At 66.1% G+C, this 19,688-nt stretch carries 15 protein-coding genes and 1 pseudogene; 6 read left to right on the top strand and 10 right to left on the bottom strand.

The genetic code is table 11. From position 1 onward, the window contains the following. Window positions 1–41: 41 nt before the first annotated feature. The 4 genes from Hhyl6_RS18655 to Hhyl6_RS18640 form a co-directional block, all read right to left on the bottom strand. Window positions 42–2,576 (bottom strand): GcvT family protein, encoded by a 2,535-nt coding sequence (locus tag Hhyl6_RS18655; protein WP_483740756.1) that lies wholly within the window; start codon window positions 2,574–2,576, stop codon window positions 42–44. A 392-nt stretch (window positions 2,577–2,968) separates the two neighbouring features. Next, window positions 2,969–3,610 (bottom strand): GTP cyclohydrolase I, encoded by a 642-nt coding sequence (gene folE / locus Hhyl6_RS18650; protein WP_483740755.1) that lies wholly within the window; start codon window positions 3,608–3,610, stop codon window positions 2,969–2,971. A 154-nt stretch (window positions 3,611–3,764) separates the two neighbouring features. After that, on the bottom strand, window positions 3,765–7,052 hold the full coding sequence (gene fdhF, locus Hhyl6_RS18645) for a formate dehydrogenase subunit alpha (RefSeq protein WP_483740754.1): 3,288 nt from the start codon (window positions 7,050–7,052) through the stop codon (window positions 3,765–3,767). Then, window positions 7,049–8,569, bottom strand: a complete 1,521-nt coding sequence (locus tag Hhyl6_RS18640) for an NADH-ubiquinone oxidoreductase-F iron-sulfur binding region domain-containing protein (RefSeq protein ID WP_483740753.1) — start codon at window positions 8,567–8,569, stop codon at window positions 7,049–7,051. The genes fdhF and Hhyl6_RS18640 overlap by 4 nt, the downstream gene beginning before the upstream one ends. A gap of 204 nt (window positions 8,570–8,773) precedes the next feature. Here Hhyl6_RS18640 and Hhyl6_RS18635 point away from each other — a divergent pair, with 204 nt between their 5' ends. Next, window positions 8,774–9,046, top strand: coding sequence for a DUF8113 family protein (locus Hhyl6_RS18635; RefSeq protein ID WP_483740752.1), 273 nt, complete (start codon window positions 8,774–8,776; stop codon window positions 9,044–9,046). Between the two features lie 33 nt (window positions 9,047–9,079). On the opposite strand, the gene Hhyl6_RS18630 is transcribed toward Hhyl6_RS18635, so the two are convergent. Then, window positions 9,080–9,460: a Rid family detoxifying hydrolase gene (locus Hhyl6_RS18630; protein WP_483740751.1), complete on the bottom strand. Its 381-nt coding sequence runs from the start codon at window positions 9,458–9,460 to the stop codon at window positions 9,080–9,082. Between the two features lie 107 nt (window positions 9,461–9,567). Next, window positions 9,568–9,978: an EamA family transporter gene (locus Hhyl6_RS18625; RefSeq protein WP_483740750.1), complete on the bottom strand. Its 411-nt coding sequence runs from the start codon at window positions 9,976–9,978 to the stop codon at window positions 9,568–9,570. A 202-nt stretch (window positions 9,979–10,180) separates the two neighbouring features. Here Hhyl6_RS18625 and Hhyl6_RS18620 point away from each other — a divergent pair, with 202 nt between their 5' ends. The 3 genes from Hhyl6_RS18620 (at window position 10,181) to Hhyl6_RS18610 (ending at window position 13,914) form a co-directional block, all read left to right on the top strand. Further along, window positions 10,181–11,404, top strand: a complete 1,224-nt coding sequence (locus tag Hhyl6_RS18620) for an NAD-binding protein (protein WP_483740749.1) — start codon at window positions 10,181–10,183, stop codon at window positions 11,402–11,404. Between the two features lie 55 nt (window positions 11,405–11,459). After that, on the top strand, window positions 11,460–11,981 hold the full coding sequence (locus tag Hhyl6_RS18615) for a hypothetical protein (RefSeq protein WP_483740748.1): 522 nt from the start codon (window positions 11,460–11,462) through the stop codon (window positions 11,979–11,981). 79 nt (window positions 11,982–12,060) lie between these two features. Then, on the top strand, window positions 12,061–13,914 hold the full coding sequence (locus Hhyl6_RS18610) for a BCCT family transporter (RefSeq protein WP_483740747.1): 1,854 nt from the start codon (window positions 12,061–12,063) through the stop codon (window positions 13,912–13,914). A 13-nt stretch (window positions 13,915–13,927) separates the two neighbouring features. On the opposite strand, the gene Hhyl6_RS18605 is transcribed toward Hhyl6_RS18610, so the two are convergent. Together Hhyl6_RS18605 and Hhyl6_RS18600 are read right to left on the bottom strand one after the other, a co-directional pair. Next, entirely contained in the window at window positions 13,928–14,500 is a 573-nt protein-coding gene (locus Hhyl6_RS18605; protein ID WP_483740746.1) for an anthranilate synthase component II, read from the bottom strand. Further along, entirely contained in the window at window positions 14,497–16,005 is a 1,509-nt protein-coding gene (locus Hhyl6_RS18600; protein ID WP_483740745.1) for an anthranilate synthase component I family protein, read from the bottom strand. Before Hhyl6_RS18600 ends, Hhyl6_RS18605 begins: the two co-directional genes overlap by 4 nt. Before the next feature lie 327 nt (window positions 16,006–16,332). On the opposite strand from Hhyl6_RS18600, the gene Hhyl6_RS18595 reads away from it, so the two are divergent. Then, a complete protein-coding gene (locus Hhyl6_RS18595; RefSeq protein WP_483740744.1) occupies window positions 16,333–17,226 on the top strand; it encodes a bifunctional methylenetetrahydrofolate dehydrogenase/methenyltetrahydrofolate cyclohydrolase in 894 nt (297 codons plus the stop codon). Window positions 17,227–17,364: 138 nt separating this feature from the next. Here Hhyl6_RS18595 and Hhyl6_RS18590 read toward each other — a convergent pair whose 3' ends face one another. Continuing rightward, complete coding sequence (locus tag Hhyl6_RS18590; protein WP_483740743.1) at window positions 17,365–17,565, bottom strand: hypothetical protein; 201 nt, start codon at window positions 17,563–17,565, stop codon at window positions 17,365–17,367. A gap of 125 nt (window positions 17,566–17,690) precedes the next feature. Between Hhyl6_RS18590 and epsC the strand changes: the two genes are divergently transcribed. Beyond that, a complete protein-coding gene (gene epsC / locus Hhyl6_RS18585) occupies window positions 17,691–18,554 on the top strand; it encodes a serine O-acetyltransferase EpsC (RefSeq protein WP_483740742.1) in 864 nt (287 codons plus the stop codon). An 851-nt stretch (window positions 18,555–19,405) separates the two neighbouring features. On the opposite strand, the pseudogene Hhyl6_RS18580 reads toward epsC, so the two are convergent. Then, window positions 19,406–19,688, bottom strand: a pseudogene (locus Hhyl6_RS18580) (glyceraldehyde-3-phosphate dehydrogenase); the annotation flags it as partial.

Genomic DNA, 19,688 nt, shown 5'->3' with positions numbered 1-19,688 from the left:
ATCGTAGCTCCTCGTTGAGTGATTGGTCGTCTCACGTGGTCTCAGCTCCTGATTCGCTCGTTCTCCGGGTCGAACAGCGGCCGGCTCCCGACCACTTCGACGGTCACCGGGTACTGTTGGCCCATGTACTCTACCTGCAAGCTTCGTCCCTCCTCAGCGTACGACTGCGGAAGGTACGCCATCAGGAGGTGTTTCCCGACGCTCGGCCCGGTGCCGGCGCTGGTCACGTACGACCGACGTCCGTCGTCGTCGACGAGTACGTTTCCGTCGTCGTCGAGGACCGGTTCGTTACCCAGCATGAACCTGCGCTCGCCGCCGTCGGGAGCGTGGTCGTCGACGGAGAGCGTACACAGCGTGGCCGTGTTCTCCCGGTCGAGCGCCGCCGCGTAGGCTTCCTTGCCGATGAAGTCCGCGTCCTTCACGCCGTGGAAGGTGAGTCCCGCTTCTGCGGGGTCGTACTCAAGTTCCAGTTCGTGACCGAACAGTCGGTAGCCTTTCTCCATGCGGCCGGTCGTCCCGTAGACGCCCATCCCTGCCGGGCGGACGTCGTGGTCCTGACCGGCCTCCCAGAGCACGTCCCAGAGCCGCCGCCCCTGGCCCATCGGGGCGAAAATCTCCCAGCCCTGTTCGCCGATGTAGGAGAGTCGCATCGCCCACGCGTCGACTTCGCCGATGGTGACCGACTGTGCGGTGTAGGGCTCGAAAGCCTCGTGAGACATGTCTTCCTCTGCGACGCTGTCGACGAGGTCCCGAGCGTTCGGTCCCCAGACACCGAGCGTACACAGCGACTCCGAGCGGTCTATCAGCGTGACGTCTGCGTCGTCGGGGATGTGACCCTCGAACCACGCCCGGTCGGAGCCACCCGCGGCCCCGCCGGTCACGACCCTGTAGTGTTCCGGACCGAGTCTTGCGATGGTCAGGTCCGAGACGAACCCGCCGTTCTCTGCGAGAATCGGCGTGTAGACGGTCTTGCCGACGTCGACGTCGACGCGACCGACGGCCATCCGTTCGAGGTAGCCGACGACGTCGGCCCCCCGGAAGTCGAAGATGCTGAACCCCATGTCCCCTATCATGGACACGTGGTCCCGCGTGTGGAGGTGCTCGGCGAGGACGATGGGCGACCACCACCGAGCGTCCCACTCGTTGGGCCGTCGGAAGTCCTCCAACTCGTCTTCGTACCGCTCCAACAGGTCGCTGTTAGACTCGTACCACTGCGGCCGTTCCCAGCCGGCGGCTTCGAAGAACCGCGCGTCGAGGTCCTGCTGTCGCTCGTAGAACGGACTGGTCCGAATCTCGCGTGCGGACTGGTACTGTTCGGCCGGGTGAACGATGTCGTAGATTTTCTGGAACCCCTCGCTGGCCCGGTCTTTGACGAACGAGCGGGACGTACCGTACTCGTAGAATCGATTGACGTCCGCGCCGTGCAGGTCGATGTCCGACCACCCACGGGTCATCCACTGGGCGACCGCCTCGCCGATTGCCGGAGCCTCCTTTATCCAGATAGCCGCACACGACCACAGGCCGTCGACGTCCTGTAGCGGACCGAGGAGCGGCGCACCGTCGGGCGTCTGCGAGAGCAACCCGTCGATTTCGTGCCGGATGCCGGCCTCCGGGTCGTCCAGAAGGTCGGGCACGATTTCCAGCGCGTCCCCCATGGACTGCTCGAAGGCGTCGTCGGTCAGTGGCGGTTGCGTCGGAGACAGCGGAGCCTCCTCGATAGACGGTACGTCTTCGACGTCCCACAGCATCGGTCGATGTTGGTAGGACCCCACCTCGAGGTCGTTGCCGTGCTGTCGCTCGTACATCTGGGTGTCCATGTCGCGGACGACCGGGAACGATATCTCGCCGTCGTAGTCCTCGAAGAAGGAGATGGGGCCGACGCTGACCATCTGATGGACCGCCGGCGTCAGCGGGATGTCGACGCCGGCCATCTCGGCGATTTTCGGGCTCCACAGGCCCGCCGCGATGACGACTTCGTCGGCGGAGACGGTGCCTCGGTCGGTCTCGACGGCCCGTATCGACCCGTTCTCGACGTGAAGGTCCAGCACTTCGGTGTTCGGCGAGACAGTGAGGCCACCGTCGGAGTACTCGTCGGCACGGGCCCGCATCACTTCGCCCGCACGGAGGGGGTCACAGGTCCCGGCACCGGGGCTGTAAAAGCCCCCCTCGACGAGGTCTGTGTTCACGTACGGGACCATCTCTTCGACCGCCGATGGGGTCAGTAGTTCCGCCGGTTCACCCCACGCCTTCGCCGACTGGACGCGCCGTTTCAGTTCCTCGACGCGCTCGGCCGTGCGTGCGACTTCGATACCCCCGCTGTTCGTGAACGTGTCCATGTCCTCGTACTGCTCGATGCTTCGCTGGGTGAGATGGGTCATCTCCTTGGAGTGCTCGACCGGCATCAGGAAGTTCGAGGCGTGGCCGGTCGACCCGCCGGGGTCGGGGAGTGGCCCTTTGTCGACGACGACGACGTCGTCGCGCCCCATCCGCGTGAGGTGATACGCGAGGCTGTTGCCGACGATGCCGCCGCCGACGATAACCGTCTCCGCCTCCGACGGTAGCTCGTTCGAACTCATCGACGACTCACCCTCGGTCGGCCACGCCACTCGCTGAACGGGCGGTTCGCTACTACGGCTCGCGGTGTGGTAGCTTTCCACATCATGCGTTCCGTTTCGAACGAGGAATCTCGGAGGAGTGAATCACGAACCCCCGTTCTGTGGGTCTTTATATACTGATGAAAATTCGACGGCGAGAGAGGCCGAACGTAGCTTCGAAAGTACGACTGCACTGAAGTAGCGTCAATCGGCGGTAGACGGCGTTAGATTCGAATCTTCCAGAAGAACATGCTCAGGGCCACGGCAACGTCGGCGCTGTGGGGTCGCCTGATTGACCCGTTCGACCTCGAGCTGACTCCTAACTCATCGTGTAAGATTAGGTATCTGTTGGGGAACGAACCCGCCGGACGTGTTCAGTGGCCGTCCCGAGTGGTGCCGTTGCGTCGAATGGCTTCACGGAACTGGTCGCGGTCAGACTCGCTGAACGTCCCTGCCTGTTCCCTCGTCGTCGTCTCCGTCGCCGTCTCCACGCCGCGCATCACCTCGCACATGTGCGTCGCCGTCACCTCGACGGCCACGCCGCGGGCGTTCAGTTCGTCGGCCAGTCCAGTGGCGATGTCGTGAGTGAGTTCCTCTTGGGTCGTCAGCCGTCGGGACCGCCACCGGACGTACCTGATGAGTTTCGAGAGACCGACCATCTCCTCGTCCGGGCGGTACGCGACGTGAGCGACACCGTCGAACGGCAGCATGTGGTGCTCGCACATGCTGTGGAGGGGGATACCCGTCTTTACGACGAGGCTGTCCGTCTCCGCTTCGAAGGTGCGCATCACCGGTTTCTCCTCGTGTCGCATCCCCTCGGTCAGCGTCTCCAGCATCTCGGGTACGCGGCGGTTCCACGTGTCGTAGACGCCCGCCTCGTCGGGGTTGCGGCCGACCGCTTCGAGGAGCAGTCGCGCGCCCTCACGGGCTTTCTGTTCGTCGAACCCGGCCATCGGACCGGTCGTCTCGCCGCCAGTGTCGTACTGGAACTCGGCCTGCTGTTCCTGCGAATCCATTACGTCTGACAAACGGAATCCAGCGTATAAAACTACTGTCGACGGGCGTGAAATCGGAGTGAGGCCGTCGTGCGTAACAGCGTTAAGACTGTGAAAATACCATCATTGATGCGAAATTATACTACGTTTGAGGAGTAGAGTTTTCCCCGTGCCGTCAGTCGTCGCCGACTGCGCTCCCGGCACCGGCGTCGGGCGTCCGGAGCACCGCCTCGTCGGTCTCCGGGCCGAGCGGTTCCAGACGGACGCTGGACACCTTGTACTCGGGGATGCCCGCGGTCGGGTCGAACGTCTCGCCGGTGAGTTTGTTCACCGCCCCGGCCGCGAAGTGCATGGGGATGAACAGCGTCCCCGGGCCCACGCGGTCGGTGACCTGCGCCTTCACGACGATGGACCCGCGCCGGGACTCGACGCGGACGTACTCCTCGTCTTCGACGCCCAACTGCTCGGCCGTCTCCGGATTGATTTCGACGAAGCTCTCCCCGACGTGGCTCATCAGGCCCTCGACGCGGCGGGTAATCTGGCCCGTGTGCCAGTGGTACAGCACGCGCCCCGAGGTGAGGGTGAGCGGGAACGCCTCGTCGGGTAGTTCGCCGGGGTGGCCCCCGTCTGCCGGGACGAACCGCGCGAGGCCGTCGTCGTGGTTGAAGTTCCCCTCATCGTAGTCGTAGAGGTACGGTGTCCCGGAGTGGTCCTCGTCCCAACACGGCCACTGCAACCCGTGTTCCTCGCCGGATTCGAGTCGGTCGTAGGTGACCCCGCCGTAGATGGGCACCAGCGAGTTGATTTCGTCCATCACCTCGCGCGGGTGGTCGTAGTCCCAGTCGTAGCCCAACCGGTTGGCGAGCGCCTGCGTAATCTCCCAGTCCTGTCGGGCCTCACCCGGTGGCTCGGCCGTCGGGCGCACCCGCTGGACTCGCCGTTCGGTGTTCGTGAACGTGCCGTGTTTCTCCGGCGACGTCGCGGCCGGCAGAATCACGTCCGCGTGTTCGGCCGTCTCGGTCATGAAGATGTCCTGCACGACGAGGAACTCGAGGTCCTCCAAGGCCTCGGCGGCGTGTTGGATGTCCGGTTCCGAGAGCGCCGGGTTCTCGCCGACGACGTACATCCCGCGGAGGTTGCCCTCGTGAGCCTCCGTCAGCATCTCCGGCACTTTCAGTCCGGGTTCCTCGGGTGGGCGCTCGCCCCACGCGTCGGCGAACTTCTCGCCAACCTCGTCGTCGCCGGGGTCCTGATAGCCCGGCAGACTCCCGGGCAGGGTGCCCATGTCTCCGCCGCCGCCCTGCACGTTGTTCTGACCGCGGAACGGCGACAGGCCTGCACCGGGCTTGCCGAGTTGGCCCAGCAACAGCGCGAGGTCGGCCATGGCGATGAGGTTCTCCGTGCCGTGGGACTGCTGGGTCATCCCCATCGCCCACCCGAACACGACGGTGTCGGCCTCGGCCAGCGTCTCGGCGGCCGACGCCAGTTCCTCCGGCGGGACGCCCGCGAGTTCCTCGACTTTCTCGGGGGTGAACGCCTGCACCTTCTCTTTGACGTCCTCGAAGTTCTTCGTGTTGCGCTCGATGAACTCCGTGTCGTGCAGGTCGTTCTCGATGATGTAGCGCATCAGGCCGTTGAGCCACGCCACGTCGTACCCCGGATTCGTGCGGGTGTACTGGTCGGCGTGTTCGGCGATGCCGACCTTGCGGGGGTCGAACACGACGAGGTCCGCACCGTCGCGGACGTTCTGTTTGATGCGCGTCGCGAGTACTGGGTGGGATTCGGTGGTGTTCGACCCGCTGATGAGGTAGGCGTCGGCCTCCCCGACGTCCTCGTTGATGCGGTTGGTCATCGCCCCGTACCCGACCGTCTGCTGGAGGGCGGCGACGGTCGAGGAGTGACAGAGGCGCGCGCAGTTGTCGATGTTCTTCGTCCCCAAGACCTGTCGAGCGAACTTCTGGACGAGGTACGCTTCCTCGTTGCTCCCCTTCGAGGAGGCGAGGCAACTGACCGCGTCGATGCCGTGTTCGGTCTGTATCTCGGTGAGGCGGTCGGCGACGTAGTCCAGCGCCTCGTCCCAACTCGCCGGCTCCAACTCGCCGTCGTCGTTACGAATCAGCGGTTCCGTCAGCCGTTTCTGGCTGTTGGCGAACTCGTGGCCGAACTTCCCTTTCACGCAGGTCGAGAAGTTGTTGGCCGGCGCCGTATCGGGGTCGTCGACGGGGACGACGCCGAGCGATTCGCCGTCTTTGCCCCACATCTCGAACCGACAGCCCACCGCACAGAACCCGCAGGTCGTCTCCTCCTTGTCTATCTGTCCGAGTCGGTACTTGCTCACCGTGCTGGCGACGTCGAACAGGCGACCTTCCGGAAGCGTGTTCGCGGCGATGCTCTCTGCGGTGTGTTCGGCGGCGAGGAACGCGCTGTTGCCGAACTGCTTGGCGAGGTCGCCGGCGTTGCGCTTGGCCTGCGAGACGAACTTCGCCAGCCCTTCCTTCTCGCCGTCCAGCGGTTCGGCGGCCCCGAACGTCCGGTTGGGAGCAGTCGTGTCGTCGATGGTCTCGGCGTCCTCGTGTTCGATGACCTTCCCGATAGAGTTGCGCTGGGTGAACCCCGGGAGCGGGAGGGTCGCTGCCCCGCCGATACCCTTCTCGGTGAGCGACCCGGTCGGGCAAACAGTCGCGCAGTGCCCGCAGGAGACGCACTCGGAGTCGCTCATCGTCTCGGCATCCGATTGGAAGCCGATGCGGGTGTCCTCGCCGTGGCCCTCGATGCGGAGGACGCCCTCGACTTGCACGTCGTTGCAGGCGTCGACACAGCGGTTACAGAGGATGCACTTGTTGCGGTCTATCTGGATGAACGACGACGTGTCGTCGAGGGGTTCGTACTCGTCTCGGTCGTCGAAGACGCCGTAGCGCGGGTGGTCGACGTCCTCGCTGATGGCGGCGTCCTGTAGTTCACAGCGGCCGTTGCCGTTGCAGGTCGTACACCGGAGGTTGTGGTTCGAGAGGACCAAGTCGAGGTTGACGCTCCGGGCCTCCTCGGCGTCGGGGGCGTCGGTTCGCACGTCGAGGCCGTCCTCGGCGGGGTACGAACAGGAGGGGACGAGGCCGTGGTCGTCCGTCTCGACCATGCAGGTCCGACACTCGCTGCGCGGGCCGACCTCGTCGCTACAGTCCCCCTCGCGGTCGTAGTAACAGAGGGCGGGTACGTCGGCGTCCTCTATCCCCTCGGCTCCGGGGTCGACCGAGACGCCGCTGGCGGCCTGCATGGCGTCGATGAGGGTCGACCCGGGCGGGACCGTGACGGGTTCGCCGTCGACGGTGACGGTGGTCGGTGCGTCGCCGGTCGTCCCCACGTCGGGGTCGTTGGCGGTGCCAGTCTCGAACTCGGCCGTGGTCGGCGTCTCCGACTGCGGGTCGGTGATGTCGGGAACGCCGGGAAGTGTCTCGTCGATGCTCATAGGTTCTCCGTACAGGTGCCGGCCGGACAGCGGCCGTCGGTGTGCGCGCGGAACTCCGGTTCGAACTCGGCCATCGCCGTCGTCACGGGTCGGGGTGCGTGGGCGCCGATTCGACAGTTGCTGGAGCGAGTCATCACCCGCGCGAGTTCGCGTATCTTGTCCGTCTCGAACGACCCGTCGTAGACGTCTCGCAGGAGTTCGGTGAGTTGCTGTGTTCCCTCGCGGCCCGGAACGCAGCGACCGCTGTTCTCCGTGGCGGCGAACTTCGCCCGAGCGCCGACCGTGGCGACCGCACAGCGGTCGGCGTCGAGCAGTTCCACGACGCCGTCGGTACCGAGGTCCGCCGCCCGGAGGGACTGTGCGGTCGGTGCCACGTCGAGGTCACGGGTGATGCCGCCGAGGACGCCGCCGACGCAGGCCATCTTGAACGCGCCGTCCATCGCCACCGCGCCACGGACCGCCTCGAGGCTCGCGCCGGACGCGAGTTCGACGGTAGCCGGGGCCGCGACGTCGCCGGTGACTCTGAGCAGTCGCGTCCCCGGGTCGGCGTCGTCCGGGTCAAGCGCCGACGGGTCCGCGATTGCCTGCCGGACCTGTGCGTACGTCCGGGGCGTGTGGACCACCGTCGGGCGGCCGTAAAGGCCACGCTGGGCGGGTGTCGGTGGCTGGAGGCGGGGTTCGATTCGGTCGGCCCCCTCCAACGCTTCGAGCGCGGCCGTCGGTTCGCCGACCCGGTACTCGTCGGGCCCGGCGACCAGTTGCGGGACGACCGGGAGGGCGTCCGCGGCGTCGATGGCCGCCCGGAGGTGGCGGTGCAGGGCTGTCTCCGCCTCGTTCACGAAGAGGACGGCGTCCTCGGCGCCGACGTACTCGGCGACTGCGGCGACGCCGTCGAGCACCGCCAGCGGTGCGGCGGCGAGCAGTGTGTCGTCGGCACCCGAGATGTCGGCGGCGTCGTTCGCGTTGACGACGACCACCGGGTCGCCGTCGGCCTCCCGCGCCGTCTCCCACACGTCTGCGACAGGGTCGTCCGCGGCGGCGTCGCCGCGCCCCCGTCCGAGGAGACCACAGTCCACGGCGCTCTCGGCCGTCTCGTTCGTCGAAACGAACGACCAATCTTCGGGCGCGAGTGGGTCGGCCCACCCGCAGGGCCCGAGGACGTTCCGCCGACCGACCGAGAGCGGGCCCGAGTCCGGTACCGGGAGCGTCGTCGTCTCGGGGTCGTGTTCGACAGTTGCCGCGGCGCGGTCAGTCGAGAGCGTCCCGTCTTCCAGTGCGGCGACGACCTCTTCGACCGTCGCCGTGTCCGGGTCCGGGAAGAAAGCAGTCTCTCCTGCGCTCGTCGCCACGACGAGGGGGTCGTACTCCGCGATGCCGGTCGGTCCGGTCTCTACCACCGGAACCGAGTCGGCCGCGTCGCGTGCCGTGGTCAGGGCGGGACCGCCAGCGTCGGTCCGCGGGTCCGTAGAGACGCGGACGACGGGGGCACGCCCGACGGCACCTGTGCCTCGTGTCATTGCCTCGCACGTCGGGCCGGAGGGATAAAAATCCCATATACAGCCACGGGGTTCCCGGCGTCGTCGGCCCTCTTTTCCTCGGCGAAGGGCGACCGTCCGCGCCCGTCCACGACGGGTCTGCGAGCCGACAAGTCGCCGGCCCATCCGCCCCGCCGTGTGGCTGTCACCGAAGGCGTTAGGAGCCTCTGCCACGGTGTCGGAGGTATGACGAACCCACAGTTCGAGGAGGTCAAGACGGACGCCGCGGCCGCCATCACAGAGGACGACCTACATTCGGTGTACGCGGGCCTCGTCCACGCGGACGGGCGACACGAGTACTACTTCGGTAACGACACCGAGTCGGCAGAAGAACTCCGCGAAGCCGCGGCCGTTCAACTCGGGATGTTGGTTCGGGTCCTCGCGGACCGGTCCGATAGCAGCGTCGAGGAGATAACCGACCTCGCCGCGGAACGCGCCGAAGGGATGGAACTGCGCTGACGGTCCGGCGGCGAAACCGGCGATAGACCGCTCTTACTCCGTCGTCGCGATGGCCTCTATCTCGACGGCGGCCCCCTTGGGGACGGCGCCGGCGCCGACGGCGCTCCGTGCGGGCGGGTCCTCGTCGAAGAACTCGCTGTAGGCCTCGTTGAACTCGTCGAAGTCGTCGATGTCGTCGAGGAACACCGTCGTCTTCAGCAGGTCGTCCAGCGAGAGGCCCTCGGATTCGAGGATGGCTTCGACGTTCTCCATACACTGGCGCGTCTGGTCGGCAACGGACTCGTCGTCCAGCAGTTCGCCGTCCGTCGTCAGCGGCAGTTGTCCCGCCGTGACGAGGATGTCGCCGTTAGTCGTCGCCTGACTGTACGCGCCGACCGCCGCCGGCGCATCCTCGGTGCTGATTGTGCGCTTCATAGACGGCTGTACCCGGCCCGGTTTCTTAAATCCCGCCTGAGCAGTCTCCTATCGGCTCAGTACGTCAGCGAGGTTACTGGTTGTGGACGGTGGCGAACGGCTCGCGGTCACTGGTTGATGACGACGATAGCCGTAAGCGCCAGTCCGATGCCGACGGCTTTCTGCACCGACACTGGTTCGCCCAACGCGACGGTGCTGATGACCGCCGCGGTGATGAAGTACATCCCGCCGATGGTCGAGACGACGGCCGTAGAGCCCACGGAGACACCGATGAACGTCGAGACGACGCCGATAGCGGCCGCGATGCCCGCGGCCCCCGAGTAGACCAGTCCCCGGTTCGTGACGGCCATCGAGGCGTCGGACGTGACGACGTAGACACCGGTGACGACTGCGGCCGTCGCGTAGGAGAGGAACGCGGCCATCACGGGGTCGATGGTGTTCGAGGCGACGTTGCCCAACACTATCCAGAACCCCCACGCAATCATGGTACCGAGGCCGAAGAGGACAGCCGAGTTCATCCCTGCTCACCCCAGAACGCGCCAGATGACGGTCTCCGACCGATACCGACTCGTCTGCTCACGCGTGTCCAAACCTCGATTCCGGACATCGTCGGGTGTTCGCCACCGGGGGTATTGAGTCTCCTGCCGCGACGGGTGGGAGTGGGGCCCTCTCGCGGGCGGGCGTAGATATTTTTATACCGAGGCGGCCAAGGGTGTGGTAGTGACTGACGCATCGGACGAACCGGCGGAACCGGCGCTGGAAGAGGTGTTCTACCCCGCCGAGAGGGTGCCGTTCGTCGAGTGGGGCCAGTTCTCCGGCGCCAAACCGACCGTCGTGCTGACCGGCGTCATAACCCTGCTGGCGTTCGTGACCGGCCTCTCGAACCTCAGCCAATCGACTGTGGCGCTCGATGGCCCGCTCACGGCGTTCGTGGCTGTGCCGACGGGGTTCGCGCAGTTCGCCGGCGTCCTCTTCGCGTTCGTCCTCGGCCTCGTCACCGTCGGGTTACAGCGTCGCAAGCGTATCGCGTGGCGCGCGGCCGTCGTCCTCCTGCCGGCACTGACCCTCCTCCCGCTCTCGACGTTGCAGACGACAGACGTCCCGCTGTTGGCGATGGTGGTGGTGACGCTCCCGTTGCTCGTCTGGAACCGAGACCGGTTCGACCAGTCCGTCGACCTCTCACCGCTGCAAATCGCCTCGCTGTCGGCCATCGTCGGCGTGGGTCTGTACGGCATCGTCGGCGCCTACGCGATGCGCGGACAGTTCCTCGAACTGGACACGTTGAGCGACGCGGTGTACTACGTCATCGTCACCATCGCGACGGTGGGGTACGGCGACATCACGCCGACGACGGCGACGGCACGCTGGTTCTCCCTCTCGATTATCCTCTTCGGCACGGGCGCGTTCACCGTCGCGGTGGGCGCGCTCGTCGGCCCGCTCATCGAATCGCGGATGGCGACGGCGTTCGGAATCATGACTGCCTCAGAACTCACACTCCTCGAGGACCACGTCGTGGTGCTCGGGTACGGCGACGTCACGGAATCGCTGTTGAACGAACTGGCCGACGAGACGGACCTAGTGGTCGTGACGGCCGACGCAGACACGGCCGCGGCCTTACAGAACGAGGGGCTGAACGTCCTCACCGGCGACCCCACCGACGAGAGCGTGCTCAGGGACGCCCGCGTCGACACCGCCCGGGGCGTCGTGGTCGGGAGCAACGACGACGCCCGCGACGTTCTCGCCGTCCTCGCGACGAAGAACGTCGCGCCGAACGTCCGCATCGTCGCGGCCGCGACGGAGGAGAAGCACGTCGACAAGTTCGACTCCGTGGGCGCGGACGAAGTCCTCAACCCGAGGACTATCGGCGGCCGTCTCATCGGACAGTCCGTGCTGGGCGAAGCGACATCACTTTCGGTCGTGGACGGAGTCGGCGACGACCGGTAATACCAGCACGAAGGGGCCGAAAACTGATTTACGCGTTCGACTGATAGGTTGTGGTATGGCGGGGTCCCGGGAGCAGTTCAGTCCGCTGACCGTCGGCGCGATATTCGTCGTCGTCTTCGCGCTCATGTACGGCGGCGTCGAGCTATCCCAAGGGGAGTTGCTCCCGGACGACACCACCAACGCCACCGAGGAGGAACTCCGGGCCGCGATGTGGGACGAGATAACCGAGCGGCGGCAGTCCCGTGGTATCGACCCGATGCCGCCCGACCGCTTCGTCCGCGGTATCGCGCAGGACACCACCGACACCCTCGTCACCGAGGGGCTGACGAACGAGACGGACCCGACAGAGGCGCCCCTCACCAACAACCGCCTGTTCTGCACGCAGGTACCGGTGGGCGTGCCCTACTCGAACGACACGAGCGTAGTGGCCGTCGCGGCCGTCGCGGCGCTGGACGCACAGGCCGAACAGGGCGTCCTCTACCGTCCCGCCAGCCAGTTCCGAGCGGGTATCGGCGTCGCCGTCCACGACAGCCACCTCTACGCCGTCTATCGGTCCTGCGAGCAGGTCGACACCTGAGCGGCATCGACAGCCCCGCTCCCCGTGGCTGTCGACACCTACGGTAGTAATTTACGGGTAGAAACCCCAACGGTGGGGTATGGGCACCGCAGAGGTCGGGAGCGTAGAGCAGATGGTCGCCCGGATGCTGGCGCCGCTGTGTGCAGTCTCGGGTGCCATCGTCCTCGCCGGCTTCTTCTTTCCCGAGTTCGTCGGCGAGGCGGTGACGGGCACGGCGTGGCTCGCACTCTCTCTCGTCTTCTTCAGTTCCGGCCTCGGCTACCTCGCGCTCCTCCCGCACAGCGCGGACGCCGACGCGCAGTCGGCCGACCGCTACCTCCTGAAGGTCAGGCAGACCAGACTGACCAACACAGTGCAGTCGTTCCTCGCTGGACAGGACCCTCTGACGCTCGGCCTTCCGGTCGTGTGCTTCGCGCTCTTCTTCGGCCTGCAGGTCGTGTTTCCCGCCGGGACGACGGCCGCAGTCGAGGCCGTCTCGGGGACGATTCTCCGGGCCGGGGGCCCGCTGTTTCTCGTCGCCGTCTTCCTCGCCCTGTGTTACTGCGTCGCCCTGTTGCTCGGCCCGTGGGGCGACATCCGACTCGGCGGTGAGGACACGGACCTGACCTACACCTACCCCACCTACTTCACCCTCGTCTTCACGGCCGGTATCGCCGCGGGTCTCGTGTTCTGGGGACCGGCCGAGGCGCTGTTTCACTACCGAACGCCGCCGTACTTCGGGAGCACTCCGCAGTCGGCCGCCGCAGTCGGCGACGCCCTCGTCTACTCGCTGTTCCACTGGGGCGTATCGGCGTGGAGCGCGTACACCCTCGTCGGCGTCCCGATAGCGTACTTCGTCTTCGAGCGGGGGGCGCCGCTGCGCGTCTCGACGGTTCTGGCCCCGTTCCTCGGCGTCGACGGCCTCGACTCGGTGTGGAGTAGACTCGTCGATACGTTGGCCGTCTTCGCCACCATCGGCGGTATCGCGACGTCGGTGGCGCTAGTGAGCGAGCAGTTCCTCGCCGGCATCGGCTTCCAGTGGGACGTCACAGTGGGCGGGACGGGTCCAGTGGTGTTCGTCGGCGGGCTGACCCTCATCTTCGTCCTCTCGGCTGTCACCGGCATCCACCGCGGCATCCGCCGCATCGCGGGCCTGAACGTGGTCCTGTTCGCCCTGTTCGCCCTCTTGCTGGTGGCGCTCGGTCCGCGCTCGTTCGTGGCCCAGCGAGCCACCGGTGCACTCGGTCGCTACGTCGTCCACTTCGTCCCGCTGAGCCTCTACACCGACGGGGAGTGGGTCGCGACGTGGACGGTCTGGAACTGGTCGTGGTGGTTCTCGTGGGCGCCCTTCGCCGGGTTGTTCCTCGCGGCGCTCTCGCGGGGCCGGCGGGTCCGGACCGTGGTGTTCACGAGCGTCGTCGCCACCGCCGCCGCGACGATGGTCTGGTTCCTCTTGCTCGGGGGCACGTCGCTGTACGTCCAACACACCGGTCGGGCGAACATTCTCGCGGCCGTTGCGAACCGCGGGGGCGCCGAGGCAGTCGCCGGTTTCCCGCTGTTCGCCTCACTTCCGCTCAGTCAACTCCTGATGTTCCTGTTTCTGGCGCTCATCGTCGTGTTCATGGCGACGTCGGCCGACACCTCGACGCTCGTCGTCTCGATTCTCTCGACCCGGCGGGGCGAAGTCCCATCGACGGGGAGCATCGTCTTCTGGGGCGTGTTTCAGGGCGCGGTGGCCGTCGCGGTGCTCCTCGTCGGCGGCGCGGAGACCCTACAGGCGCTGGCCGTCCTCACCGGCGGGCCCTTCGCCGTCGTCTCGCTGGTCGCCGTCGGTGGGTTGACACTGACGTGGTACCGGCACGAGCGGGGACACACGTCGGTCGTCAGGCGGGTGCTCGACAGGGTCCCTGCGATTCAGACGCATCACGACGTGGAACCACCGGAGAAGGAGTGACCGGCGACGACTCTCAGACGCCGGCGACGTTCGTACAGAAGTTCTGGACTATCTGCTTGCCGGCGTCGGTGAGGATGCTCTCGGGGTGGAACTGGACGCCCACGTGGGGCCGGTCGACGTGCTGGACACCCATCACGACGCTCTGTTCGTCGTCGGTGTGCGCCGTCTCGACGAGGTCGTCCGGCAAGTCGTCGTCCTCGACGGCCAGCGAGTGGTACCGTCCGACCTCGAACGGGTCGTCGACGCCCCGGTAGAGGTCCGTGTGGTCGTGTTTGACCTCCGAGGGCTTGCCGTGGACCACGTCTGGCGCGTGGCCGACCGGCGCGCCGTGGGCCGCACACAGCGCCTGATGGCCGAGACAGACGCCGAGGGCGGGGTACTCCGTCTCGGCGAACACGTCGATGGAGACGCCCGCGTCGGCCGGTGTCCCGGGACCCGGCGAGACGACGATGCCGTCCGGGTTGAGTTCGCGGATGCCCGCGACGTCGATGGCGTCGTTGCGCCGGACCTCTACCTCGTCGAACTCGCCGACGTACTGGACGAGATTGTACGCGAACGAGTCGTAGTTGTCGACGATGAGTATCATCGGACGCCCCCCATCGGGTCGGCGGTGGATTCGACGGCGAACGACCCCTGCTCGCCGAGAGCCTCGTCCACGGCGTTGACGAGCGCACGCGCCTTGTCGAGGGTCTCTTGATACTCCTTCTCGGGCACGGAGTCGTGGACGACGCCGCCGCCCACGCGCAGGCGGTACTCGCCCTCGTGGTGGACCAGCGTCCGGATGGTGATGTTCAGCGTCGCCCGGTCGTCGAAGCCGAAGACTCCGATACTGCCGGTGTAGGGCCCCCGTCGGGTCGTCTCCACTTCGTCGATAATCTCCATCGTCCGCGGCTTGGGCGCGCCGGTGATGGTGCCGCCCGGGAACACCGCGGCGACGGCGTCGGCGATGCTCACGCCGTCGCGTCGCTGACCCTCGACCAGCGAGACGAGGTGCATCACCTCGGAGTAGCGGTCGACGCGGCGGTACTCCGCCACGTCCACGCTCCCGTACTCGCTGACCTTCCCGAGGTCGTTGCGTTCCAAGTCGACGAGCATCGCGTGTTCGGCCCGTTCCTTCTCGTCGGTCGTCAGGTCCCGTTCGAGTTCCTCGTCTTCCTCGGGAGTGTCACCCCGGGGACGCGTGCCGGCGATAGGTTCGGTGAGCAAGCGGTCCCCGTCGACGTCCAGTAGGAGTTCGGGGCTGGCGCTGACGAGGTCCACGCCCGGGAACTCCAGCAGACCGGAGTAGGGCGCTGGGTTCACCCGCCGGACGGCGTCGTAGGTGTCGACCGGGTGGACCGCGGCCGGCGCGGTCAACCTGTGGGAGACGTTCGTCTGGAAAGTGTCCCCGTCGCGGACGTACTGCTTGATGGTCCGGACTCGGTCGGCGTAGGCCGCCTCGCCGCACTCGCTCTCGAAGGTGGCCTGTCTGCTCGCGGTGGGCGTCGACTGGACGTGCCGGTCGCCGTGCAGGGCCGCCTCGGCGAACGCCGTGGCTTTCTCCACGCCGTTCTCGTAGGCCGCGTCGGCGTCCTCGTCGACTACTGGACAGGCGGTCACCCGGAGCGTCACGTCGCCGTCGTGTGGTTCCTCCCACGCGGCGACGCAGTCGAAGACGCCCAGTTGGAGTCTCGGCAGGCCGTCCGCAACCGTCGTCTCCGGCACGTCTTCGAGTTCACGGGCGACGTCGTAGGACAACCACCCGAACGCGCCGCAGGGGTACGGGACGTCACAGTCCCCGCGAGCGAGGGTCTCGCTGTGCAGTACCTCGTCGATGGCTTCGATGGTGGGACTCGCGTCGCCCGGCGCGGTGGCGTCCGGGCCGACTTCAACCTGTTCGACGGGGTCGACGGCGAAGTACCCCCATCCCGACTGGCCGCCGGTCGTTTCGAGAAAGACGCCGTCGGTGTCGCCGGACCGCGCACGTCGGTACGCCTCGAAGGGGTCCGAGACGGTGATGCGAACCTCGACCGGCACGCGAGCACCGGGCGGTGCCGACGCGGCGGTCTCGGCGAACGATTCGTGTTCCGTGACCACTCGTTTGTCGCTCATCTGGTACTAGGGCCTCCGCGAGAGCCGATCTGCGGCCCTCGGTGCGGTTGTGTAACACCATGCACTGGTCCCGACAAAAACTTTGCGTGGGTCGCATATTCGCCCGAATCGCTCCCGATTTGCAAACGAAATCGGACCGATTTCGGAACGGATAGCCGACGCTATTTCAAAGGGTGGACTATTCCCCATCCTCGCCTATGTCGCCGCCGGATGATGGTAGTGAGCGAGTGCGGTGGCCGGTCTGTTCTCGACCGACCGCGCGTCGGCACCGCGAAGCGAGAGTGACGCGTGCACATCGAGGCCCGCCACCCACGACAGAGTGCCACCATGACCACCATAATCGACGGCAACGACATCGCGGACCAGATTCGGGCGGACGTGAGTGCGTGTACAGAGACGCTCAGGAGCGAAGACGTGCGACCGGGGCTGGCGACGGTCCTCATGAGCGACGACGGGGCCAGCGAGACGTACGTCTCGATGAAACAACAGGCCTGCGAGGAAATCGGCATCGAGGGGTATCACGAGGAGATTGACCCCGACGAACCCGCCGACGTGCTCTTCGACCGCATCGACGAACTCAACGACGACCCGACGGTCCACGGCATCCTCGTCCAGATGCCGGTGCCGGACCACGTCGAGAAGCGCGAAGTCCTCCAGCGCATCGACCCGATGAAGGACGTCGACGGCTTCCATCCGGAGAACGTCGGCCGCCTCGTGGCGGGCAACGCCCGCTACAAACCCTGTACGCCACACGGCGTCCAGAAGATTCTGGCGGCAGAGGGCATCGAGACGGAAGGGAAAGACGCCGTGGTCGTCGGCCGGTCGGACATCGTCGGCAAGCCGATGGCGAACCTGCTGGTCCAGTACGGCGACGGCGGTAACGCGACGACGACGGTGTGTCACTCCCGAACGCAGAACCTCGCGGAGAAGACACGAAACGCGGACATCGTCATCGCGGCGGCGGGCGTTCCCGAGATGATAGACGGCGACATGATTCGGGAGGGCGCGACGGTCATCGACGTGGGTATCAACCGCGTGGACGCCGACACAGAGAAGGGCTACGAACTCGTGGGCGACGTGGACTTCGAGAGCTGTCGAGAGAAGGCCGGCGCCATCACGCCCGTCCCCGGCGGCGTCGGGCCGCTCACCATCGCCATGCTGATGTACAACACCGTCAAAGCGGCCAGCCTCCAGTCCGGCGTCGCGGTGAACCTGCCGTAGTCCGCGAGGCGGATCCGCGACACCGGTCGGCGGCGTATTCGATTTCTCACATCGTCGTACACAGTTCGCCGGCGTCCTCGTTCGTGCGGACGCAATACCTGTTCGTCGGAGGATACGTCGAGGTTCGTTGCCCTGTGCTCAGTGCGTCTCGACGGTCCCGCACTCCGGGCAGACGATTTCCACCTCGCCGCCGGCGCTGACCGGTTTCTCCATCAGGTCGTGCCCTACTGCGCACTGTTGGTGCAGGTAGATGGTGTGGTCGCCGTGTTGGTCGAGGCGGATGTGGTCGCGTTCCGAGGCCGAGACTAACCCGTGACAGAAGTGGCACTCGCCGCTCATACTCGAACGCTGGCAACCCGTGATTAAATAACTAGGCCCGATTCGGACCGTTTAGACCGTTTCTGGCTCAGCAGGCTGACCTTATCAGTTCCACAACTAAGGCGATGCAGTGGGTACGTCCACCTATGGAGTACGGATACACCGGTGACGCGCACGAACGGTTGTTCGCCGCGTATCAGGCAGACGAAGACCCGTTTCCGGAACAGACACCCATGGAGTTCCCGCGCCGGGAGCACCGTCGGGAAGAGGTAGACCTCCTGAAGCGCCTGTTCTTCCCCACCTGCTGGAACTCCGACGAACTGATACAAGACGAACTGGCGGTGCTGAACAACCTCGATGCCCTCGGAGCGCTGTTCTACGCCGGGATGCGTCCCTACTCGAACGGCGACGTCTCCCAGACAGTGGCGGAGACCATCGACCGCCTGCCGGCCATCCGCCGCCGCCTCAAGAAGGACGTCGAGGCGGCGTACAAGGGCGACCCCGCGGCCAAGACGTATCTGGAGATTATCCGCTCGTACCCCGGTTTCCTCGCCATAATGGTCCAGCGAGTCGCTCACGAACTGTACAAACTCGACGCTAACGAGTACGCACGTGAGCTGACGGAGTACGCCAAGACGGAGACGGGCATCGACATCCACCCCGGCGCCGAGATTGGCGACTACTTCTTCATCGACCACGGCACGGGCGTCGTCATCGGCGAGACGGCCACCGTCGGCGAGTGGGTCCGCATCTACCAGGACGTGACGCTCGGAGCCCTTCACTTCGAGGAACAGGAGGGCGACGAACACGCGCTGAAGAAGGGGTACAAGCGCCACCCCGACATCGGTGACCACGTCGTCATCGGGGCCGGGACGAAGGTGCTGGGAGCCATCAGCGTCGGCGACCACGTCAGCATCGGTGCCAACTCGTGGGTCGCGGAGGACATCCCCGACAACACGAAGGTGTTCGTCAGCGACCACCCCGAACAGGAGCGCAAGCGAAACGATTAGCCGACTGCTAAATCCCGTCGACTCAGTCGGCGGGGCGGCGGCGATGCCAGTTGCAGGCGGTACAGACCATGAGTCCGGACCGGTTTTCCAGCGCGCCGCTACAGGTCGGGCAGATTCGTGGCTGCATCGCTCGTTCGCCCCCGCCAGCCCCGTCTGTGTACACGGACATTTGTTCCATGTCTTTCCCCACGTTGGACGGGTGATTCAAAGTCCACGGCCACATGTACACGGATTTATGAACGGTGGCGGACACTCTCACGGCTGGGCGGCTCTGTCGGAACTCTCTCGCCACTCTATTCGCCGACGGTGATAGTTCCGGGACGGGTCTGTGCGACCCCTCGGTAACAGACACGACCCACCTCGGGGGGACTTGCCAGCACGGAGCACTCGCAGGCGTGCAATCGGACTTCGGCAACTATACCGACGACGGCCGTGCCCCGGCGACTCCGCTATACGATACAGTCGAACGCTGACTACCGACGAGGCTGTGACGCCGAGGCGGGCCGGTGTCACCGAGCGGTTCGAAGCCCGTGAGGCCACGCAAAAGCGTCGACTCTGCAACCGCGAGAGTGACGGGGGTACTTATACTGCACTCCCTCTCCCGACCTATCTTTAAGTGATGACACCATCTCGCTTGGAGTGGGTTCCGTGAGCGTTCCACCCTCGTAGCCCAGTCCTATAACGCAGACAGCGGGGCCCGTCTGGCATACCGTGGTTGCGCCCCCTCAGCAACCACTTCCTGACGAAACGACAACGGTGAGCAGGTGCTGTGCGCCGTTGCTTCCGTATTCGCTCGCCGTCACTACACGGAACGCGCCGTCAGAAATGGTGCGTCTCTGGTGCCGTTCGCGCTACATACCGACGCCGAGGGCGTCGTTCGTCCTCGTCCGACTGGTGTCGGCGTCCCCACAGTCGGCGAGGGCGCGAATCGCGTCGACGTTCTCCGGCACCACGTCCGCTTGCTGGTGGATGGCTTGCAGGAACGAGAGACGGCCGTCGGTCACGTCTATGGAGTCCGCCCAGACGCAGTTCTCCCAGACGTCGCCCCGCTGACGGCCGGTGTCGCGTACGTACGCCTGAATGTCGGCACAGCTCTCACATCCCGACGCACTGGTGATGAGTTCGACCCGCGGT

The sequence above is a fragment of the Haloarcula sp. H-hyl6 genome, assembly GCF_056934455.1.
The sequence above is the reverse complement of the archived record's forward strand: the minus strand, read 5'-3'. Positions and strand labels throughout refer to the sequence as shown.

Bases quoted from the DNA above. Each gene is read 5' to 3' on its own strand.
- Hhyl6_RS18655 (WP_483740756.1), bottom strand. From the start codon at position 2,576: ATGAGTTCGAACGAGCTACCGTCGGAGGCGGAGACGGTTATCGTCGGC.
- Hhyl6_RS18595 (WP_483740744.1), top strand. From the start codon at position 16,333: ATGACCACCATAATCGACGGCAACGACATCGCGGACCAGATTCGGGCG.
- epsC (WP_483740742.1), top strand. From the start codon at position 17,691: ATGGAGTACGGATACACCGGTGACGCGCACGAACGGTTGTTCGCCGCG.
- Hhyl6_RS18605 (WP_483740746.1), bottom strand. From the start codon at position 14,500: ATGATACTCATCGTCGACAACTACGACTCGTTCGCGTACAATCTCGTC.
- Hhyl6_RS18640 (WP_483740753.1), bottom strand. From the start codon at position 8,569: ATGACACGAGGCACAGGTGCCGTCGGGCGTGCCCCCGTCGTCCGCGTC.
- Hhyl6_RS18635 (WP_483740752.1), top strand. From the start codon at position 8,774: ATGACGAACCCACAGTTCGAGGAGGTCAAGACGGACGCCGCGGCCGCC.
- Hhyl6_RS18615 (WP_483740748.1), top strand. From the start codon at position 11,460: ATGGCGGGGTCCCGGGAGCAGTTCAGTCCGCTGACCGTCGGCGCGATA.
- fdhF (WP_483740754.1), bottom strand. From the start codon at position 7,052: ATGAGCATCGACGAGACACTTCCCGGCGTTCCCGACATCACCGACCCG.
- folE (WP_483740755.1), bottom strand. From the start codon at position 3,610: ATGGATTCGCAGGAACAGCAGGCCGAGTTCCAGTACGACACTGGCGGC.
- Hhyl6_RS18600 (WP_483740745.1), bottom strand. From the start codon at position 16,005: ATGAGCGACAAACGAGTGGTCACGGAACACGAATCGTTCGCCGAGACC.
- Hhyl6_RS18610 (WP_483740747.1), top strand. From the start codon at position 12,061: ATGGGCACCGCAGAGGTCGGGAGCGTAGAGCAGATGGTCGCCCGGATG.
- Hhyl6_RS18625 (WP_483740750.1), bottom strand. From the start codon at position 9,978: ATGAACTCGGCTGTCCTCTTCGGCCTCGGTACCATGATTGCGTGGGGG.
- Hhyl6_RS18590 (WP_483740743.1), bottom strand. From the start codon at position 17,565: ATGAGCGGCGAGTGCCACTTCTGTCACGGGTTAGTCTCGGCCTCGGAA.
- Hhyl6_RS18630 (WP_483740751.1), bottom strand. From the start codon at position 9,460: ATGAAGCGCACAATCAGCACCGAGGATGCGCCGGCGGCGGTCGGCGCG.